At 34.8% G+C, this 6695-nt stretch carries 8 protein-coding genes and 3 pseudogenes; 5 read left to right on the plus strand and 6 right to left on the minus strand.

Annotated features, from left to right (window positions below):
- Nucleotides 1–88 precede the first annotated feature (88 nt).
- The 4 genes and pseudogenes from dapA to spoVFB form a co-directional block, all read right to left on the minus strand.
- Entirely contained in the window at nucleotides 89–967 is an 879-nt protein-coding gene (dapA, locus tag CQZ94_RS11030) for a 4-hydroxy-tetrahydrodipicolinate synthase (RefSeq protein ID WP_105585428.1), read from the minus strand.
- Between the two features lie 11 nt (nucleotides 968–978).
- Complete coding sequence (gene dapG, locus CQZ94_RS11035; RefSeq protein ID WP_105585429.1) at nucleotides 979–2211, minus strand: aspartate kinase; 1233 nt, start codon at nucleotides 2209–2211, stop codon at nucleotides 979–981.
- Nucleotides 2212–2234: 23 nt separating this feature from the next.
- Nucleotides 2235–3281, minus strand: coding sequence for an aspartate-semialdehyde dehydrogenase (asd, locus tag CQZ94_RS11040; protein WP_002014577.1), 1047 nt, complete (start codon nucleotides 3279–3281; stop codon nucleotides 2235–2237).
- A 150-nt stretch (nucleotides 3282–3431) separates the two neighbouring features.
- Nucleotides 3432–3620: pseudogene (gene spoVFB / locus CQZ94_RS11045) on the minus strand (dipicolinate synthase subunit B); the annotation flags it as partial.
- Nucleotides 3621–3931: 311 nt separating this feature from the next.
- On the opposite strand from spoVFB, the gene CQZ94_RS11050 reads away from it, so the two are divergent.
- On the plus strand, nucleotides 3932–4405 hold the full coding sequence (locus tag CQZ94_RS11050; RefSeq protein WP_105585430.1) for a hypothetical protein: 474 nt from the start codon (nucleotides 3932–3934) through the stop codon (nucleotides 4403–4405).
- Between the two features lie 2 nt (nucleotides 4406–4407).
- Nucleotides 4408–4821, plus strand: a complete 414-nt coding sequence (locus CQZ94_RS11055; protein ID WP_105585431.1) for a hypothetical protein — start codon at nucleotides 4408–4410, stop codon at nucleotides 4819–4821.
- A 43-nt stretch (nucleotides 4822–4864) separates the two neighbouring features.
- Here CQZ94_RS11055 and CQZ94_RS32560 read toward each other — a convergent pair.
- Nucleotides 4865–4951: pseudogene (locus CQZ94_RS32560) on the minus strand (N-acetylmuramoyl-L-alanine amidase); the annotation flags it as partial.
- Between the two features lie 23 nt (nucleotides 4952–4974).
- On the opposite strand from CQZ94_RS32560, the gene CQZ94_RS11065 reads away from it, so the two are divergent.
- On the plus strand, nucleotides 4975–5220 hold the full coding sequence (locus tag CQZ94_RS11065) for a DNA/RNA non-specific endonuclease (protein WP_105585432.1): 246 nt from the start codon (nucleotides 4975–4977) through the stop codon (nucleotides 5218–5220).
- Between the two features lie 3 nt (nucleotides 5221–5223).
- Nucleotides 5224–5706 (plus strand): antitoxin YezG family protein, encoded by a 483-nt coding sequence (locus tag CQZ94_RS11070; RefSeq protein WP_105585433.1) that lies wholly within the window; start codon nucleotides 5224–5226, stop codon nucleotides 5704–5706.
- A 150-nt stretch (nucleotides 5707–5856) separates the two neighbouring features.
- Here CQZ94_RS11070 and CQZ94_RS11075 read toward each other — a convergent pair.
- A pseudogene (locus CQZ94_RS11075) lies at nucleotides 5857–6186 on the minus strand (N-acetylmuramoyl-L-alanine amidase); the annotation flags it as partial.
- Between the two features lie 262 nt (nucleotides 6187–6448).
- On the opposite strand from CQZ94_RS11075, the gene CQZ94_RS11080 reads away from it, so the two are divergent.
- The coding region (locus tag CQZ94_RS11080; RefSeq protein WP_105585434.1) for a TIGR04197 family type VII secretion effector at nucleotides 6449–6695 on the plus strand (247 nt) is incomplete at its 3' end.

Genomic DNA, 6695 nt, shown 5'->3' on the forward strand with positions numbered 1-6695 from the left:
AGAGCCTATTAACTATAGCTAATTTTTCACCACTTACATATAGTTAGTCAAAATAAAAATGACCTAGTTTCACACTAGGTCATTTTTATTAACGAGGAATAGATTGCATTACAGATTGTAACGTTACTCTTTCTTCTTCCGTTAATGGAAGAAGTGGCAAACGTACAGAACCTACATCTAATCCAACCATTTGTAATGCTGTTTTTACTGGTGTTGGGCTTGGCGCCATAAATAGTGCATCCGTTACTTTTACTAGTAATTGATGTAATTTCTGCGCTTTTTTGAACTCTCCAGCTTGGAATGCAGCAATCATTTCTTGCATTTCATTCCCGATAACATGAGATGCTACAGAAACAATACCTTTTGCTCCAATTGCCATAGCTGGTAATGTTAAACCATCATCACCGCTGTATACTGCAAAGTCGTCCGCTGTTTTTTCAATGATTTCTGTCATTGTTAATACATCGCCGCCTGCATCTTTAATCGCAACAATGTTTTCTATTTTTGATAAACGAACAACTGTATCAACGGAGATTTGTACAATAGATCGTCCTGGAACATTATATAGCATTACCGGAAGCGGAGTGCTTTCAGCGATTGTTTTAAAGTGCTGGTACATCCCTTCTTGACTCGGTTTGTTATAATACGGTGCCACTAGCATAACTGCATCAACACCAACTTCAGTTGCCTTTTTTGTTAAATCAACAGAAGCATGCGTATTATTGCTACCTGTTCCAGCGATTACGGGCACCCTTTTATCGACAACAGATACGACATGGCGATATAACGCTACTTTTTCTTCTGATGTTAATGTAGGAGATTCTCCAGTCGTTCCTCCTACCACGATTGCTGTTGTACCGTTATCCATTAAATAATTTACCAATTTCGTTGTCTTTGCAAAATCGATATTACCGTTTTTATCAAACGGTGTTACCATCGCGGTTGCAATTGTCCCAAAATCTATCATGATCTCACTCCTTATTGTTCCAGTTGCTTTTCTTTTGAAAGCTCAAATGCACTATGTAATGCATTCACAGCCTCCACTAAATCGGCTTCTTTTACAAGAACCCAAATTGTCGTATGACTATCTGCTGATTGCAGAATTTGAATACCTTTTTCCGCTAAAGCTGTGACAATTTTTGCTGTAACCCCTGGAATACCTGCCATTCCAGCACCAACGATAGAAACCTTCGCACAATGCTCTGTCACAGCTGGATCATATCCAAGTTGCTTTAAGACTTCAACTGCACGCGCTGATACACTATCATTTACTGTGTAAGCTACACCGGTAGGAGAAATGTTAATTAAGTCCACACTAATCCCTTCATTAGCCATTTCTTTAAACACATGTTGTTGTAAATCATATGCAGTTTCTTTTGCAAGCACTTTAATTTGCGTTACGTTTGACACATGGGCAATCCCTGTAACAGGACGTTCTTCTACATCCTGCCCTTTTGTGGCACCATCATATGCCGCAATAAGCGTACCTTCACTATCAGAATACGTAGAACGTACACGAAGTGGTACTTTTGCATGCATCGCAATTTCAACCGCACGCGGATGAACGACTTTCGCACCTTGATAAGCCATGTTACAAATCTCGTTATATGTTACAGTTTGAAGATGACGCGCATCTTTTACGATACGAGGATCCGCAGTCATAACACCTTCAACATCTGTGAAGATATCGATATATTCAGCATGAAGCGCAACACCTAATGCTGAAGCTGAAGTATCACTACCTCCGCGGCCAAGTGTTGTCGTGTCTCCATTTTTCGTTTGACCTTGGAATCCAGTAACGACGATAACATCTACATTTTCTAACTCTTCATGTATACGATCGCAATTCATTTCAATAATCTTAGCATTCGTAAAGTCACCATTCGTTACAAAACCAGCTTGTGCACCATTTAATGCTGCTGCTTTTATACCATTCTCATTCAACATGTTAGAGAAAACAATTGCTGAGATTAATTCTCCGCATGATAATAATAAATCTTGCTCACGTTTAGAAATATTAGATTCCTCTTGATTTACAAGACTTAATAACGTATCAGTTGCATACGGTTCACCTTTACGGCCCATTGCTGATACAACAGTAACTACTTTATAACCAGCAGCTAATGATTTTTTTATATGGTGAAGCGCATGCTTACGCCCATTGTCATCACGTACTGATGTACCACCAAATTTTTGAACAATAATTTTCATATTTTGCACCTTCTCTTAGCCGTTTACACTAATTGTAATTTTACTAAGCGCTCTGCAATTTGAACAGAATTCCATGCAGCGCCTTTTAATAAGTTATCAGATACGACCCAAAGATGGAATCCTTTATCATTATTTAAATCTTTACGGATTCTTCCAACGAATACTTCGTTTTTACCTACTGCAGTAGCTGGCATTGGATATAACTGCTCTGCTGGATTATCTTGCAGTACAATACCTTCTGCATTTGCAAGTAAGTTTTTCATTTCTTCTACTGTTACGCCTTCTTTATCTACTTCAATGTACACAGACTCAGAATGACCCGATACAACTGGTAAACGTACACATGTCGCAGCTACTTCTAATTCAGGCATATGCATAATTTTTTTCGTTTCATTAATCATTTTCATTTCTTCAAATGTAAATCCATTATCTTGGAATTTATCAATCTGTGGAATAGCATTAAAAGCGATTTGGAAATGCTTTTCGTCACCTGATACAGGTAAAACATTCGCCTTTACTTCTTCACCATTTAAGATTGCTTGTGATTGTTCATGAAGTTCTTCAATAGCTGCCGCACCAGCACCTGATACAGCTTGGTATGTGGAAACGATTACTCGTTTTAAACCATATTGCTGGCGAACTGGCTCAAGAGCTACTACCATTTGAATTGTAGAACAGTTTGGATTTGCAATAATACCATTATGTTCTTTTAAATCATTTTCATTTACTTCAGGTACAACAAGTGGCACGTTTTCTGTCATACGGAATGCACTTGTATTATCAACAACAATTGCACCGCGCTTTGCTGCTTCAGGCGCTAATTGTTTCGATACAGATCCACCAGCACTAAATAGTGCAATATCTACTCCTTCAAAACTTTCAGGAGTTGCCTCTTGAACTGTAAATTCTTCGCCTTTAAATACAAGTTTCTTACCTGCAGATCGTTTAGATGAAAGTAACGTTAACTTCCCAATTGGAAATTCTCGTTTCTCTAAAGTATTTAACATTTGTTCACCAACTGCGCCGGTTGCTCCAACTACAGCGACATGAAAAGTTTTTTGCTTTTCCATCACTATGCCCCTTTCTAGATACCAATCCTTCTATAACTTAGAATTAGAAGGAGCTTACAATGCCCCTTCTAATCTTAATAACGTTAATTTTATCATATTCTACAGTAAGAATGATGGTTTCATCAAAAATTGTCCGTTTTTTTTCGTTTTTTAATTCATATATCTGAATTTTTCTACAACAACAGGTTGTAATTGTTTTCCTTGTAGCGCTTCTAATACTGTATCTTCAAGTAACTCCATACGAGCTACCATTGAGTTCGGTTTTTTCTCTGGTGCATCTTGGCCGAATGGTACGAAGTAGATGTCTTTTGTAGCCATTAGGCGCATTAGGTTGACGCCAACAGGGTGACTACAAAGATATTTATTTTTAATTTCTTCTATTATATAGACAAGTTAGCAAATTAAACAAATATAATACTCTTCCATATTATATTTTCTCGACATATTAAGTTAATATTTACAACGTTCTTCTTAAATTGGTATGATTTAGATATCGCTCCAAGAGGCATTTTCATGAGGATATGATACAGTCCCATCCTTATACGCGTGCGCGAATTATAGCAAAGGATAAGCTGAATTTTTACGTTGATAAAGAAAAATAATCCAGGAAAATATTCGCCTGAAAAAGACTGAAAGAGAGGTCATTATAAATGAGTTCGAATAACTTTTTTCCAGCTGTAACCTCTATTCACTTACATACTCAGAAGGATTCCCAAGAGTTGATATTATACAAAGATCAAAATAACACTCTAAATATTTCATGTACAATTGGTGGGCTCACTCGAAGAACACTCCCTTACATCCATGAATCCCTTGATTATGTAGCAATATGGTTCACCTTATATCATCAATTTGGAGGGAAAGAAACAACTATTGTCAGAAGATATGTGGTTGAATATGACCCTAATCAAGGAGATATTAATGAAGATACTGAACAAATCAAATTCGAAATTCCTATAGATGATGATTTTTCTAATTTAGATTTTATTAGCAACTATTATTACTTACAAATTGGATTTACTAACAAAAAAACTGATCAAATGGGTGTAACAGAATCTATTATTAGTAATACAATTTTTAAAACTAAAATTCCATTTAATGTTCTAACTAATAAGGTGGTATAGATATGTCTGGTGTAAGAGAATTGGATGAATATAGAAACAAACGAATAAACAATAATGGCGGTGATGGTGAAATGAGTAACTTTGCTACATTAAAAGATTTAGAACACGTTGAAGAAAAAATGAGTTCTAAGTTAGAAAACCTCGAAGAAAAAATGAGTTCCAAGTTAGAAAACCTCGAAGAGAAAATAGGTTCCAAGTTAGAAAATCTCGAAGAGAAAATGGGTTCCAAGTTAGAAAATCTCGAAGAAAAAATGGATCATAAGCTAGAGTTGACTGAAAAAAATATTGAAATAATGTTTTTAAAAGAACGCGAGTATCACCGAAAAAATAAAATTGACTCAATAAAATGGATTGTAGGAACAGGAATTGGAATTGTCGGTTTAGTATTTACATATCTAAAATTTTTCGCAAGCTAATAACAAACAAAAAAATGCCGACTCTATTTAGAGCCGGCATTTTTTATTTTACTTGTACATAATATGCACTAGCTGTGATATAAAACACATTCCCTCTACAATTCTTAACTTTATATTGTGGCGATCCATTCTGGAGGTCATTTAATCGCAAGTATGTTTGAGGGATCTGGTGATATTGATAATTTAGTGGCAATGAATTCACAAATAAATCGTTCTGGTGGTAAATGGTATAGTCTTGAACAAGAGTGGGCAAAAGCTTTAGCTGATGGCAAAACTGTGAAAGTAAAAATAGAACCTAAATATGCAGGGGATAATATACGGCCAGTATCATTTGATATAGAATATGAAATTAATGGTATAGAAAAATTCATGCGAATGAAAAATCAAAATGGGGGTTAAACCATGGAAACAAAAGAAATGGAAATCATCTATCAAGAAATAGGAACAAGAGTTGACGAGATTATCCCAGGTGATTGGGGAAAAATCCATCTATATGCAGAAGTATTAAATGACTCAACAGAAGTATTCTTCTACTTTTCTATCCCTACTAAAGAAGGATTCATTTATTCAAATGATATCCCCAAAGTTTATAATGTTGATAGAAAAATTTATAAAGAATTACTATTTGAGCTATTTGATAAATTTGAAGAATTGCGTGAAGAATTTAGAAAAACCGAACAGGAATTATGGACAAATTTGACTTTAACGATAGAAAATTCTGGTAAGTTCAAAATAGAATATAATTATGAAGATATTTTATCTTCAGAAATAGGAAGTATGGATAGACAAATAATATGGATGTATAAAAACCTAGGTATTTTACCAGATAATGAAATCGATAAAAAGTTTTTAGATAATTATCTTAAAAATATAGAAGATAAATAAAAATATTGATAATTGTGCGTTATGTTACCCTCTATGAATTATCATTCATAGAGGATTTTTTTATAAAATTTAATGGTTAAAAATGAATAATTCTCATACTTAATTATATTTCCTTTATTATGCAGTCAATTCATAAGAGCCGGCTATTAATCATTTCACAAAAACATAAGCTGAATTTGCTGTAATGTAGAAAGTTTGCTCAAGTGAATTATGCACTTTATATTGCGACGAACCATTAACATTTACCCTTGCATCAATAGTAAACCCTAGTCCTGCATCTAAAGTACCAGCCACGTCTTTATCATGCCAAGATGGAGATTCATAGAAACGTAGGTTGTCCACTTTATTAACAACACGCTTCCCTATAATAGAGGAATCTACTGTGCTTTTCTTACTAAACTTCACATAAGATGGATTGTTCTTAATCCATTGTTCACCGCCAAGATTTAACCAACCACCCTTTTCAGCCCATACAGCATAATATAAATCATTAGCATCAATTTATTACTTTCCCATTCGTATTTTACCTCTATGTTATACTACATTACCTTTTGAGAACTATAACAAACACATATGTTGTAAAATATATTTTTTTGAGGAAACTTTAACCATTTATTGTTATAATTATATCCGCAATATTTTTCCAGGAGGGTTCCTATAAGGAACAATAGGATAATGGACATACATACTAGGCACTCCCCTTCTTTAATACGTTCATAGAAATATAGAAAGGGTTTATACGATGGGACAATTTCAAAGTAATTTACAAACAGCAACACAAATTGCTACGAAAATGGGATCAGCTTCTGACAGGATTCAAAGTGCAACAAGTCGTTCTATAACAAAGGCGACGCGTACAACACTATCTGTTAACTCCAAAGCACAAGAAGCGAGCCAACAAGTTTTAGATTTGACGAAACAATTTTCTGTAGCCTTTCAACAAGCGGTTGATAATATTCATTCGGTAGCTAACGAGTTTGAGAGAATGG

The sequence above is a fragment of the Bacillus sp. MYb209 genome (assembly GCF_002975175.1).
Classification (GTDB): domain Bacteria; phylum Bacillota; class Bacilli; order Bacillales; family Bacillaceae_G; genus Bacillus_A.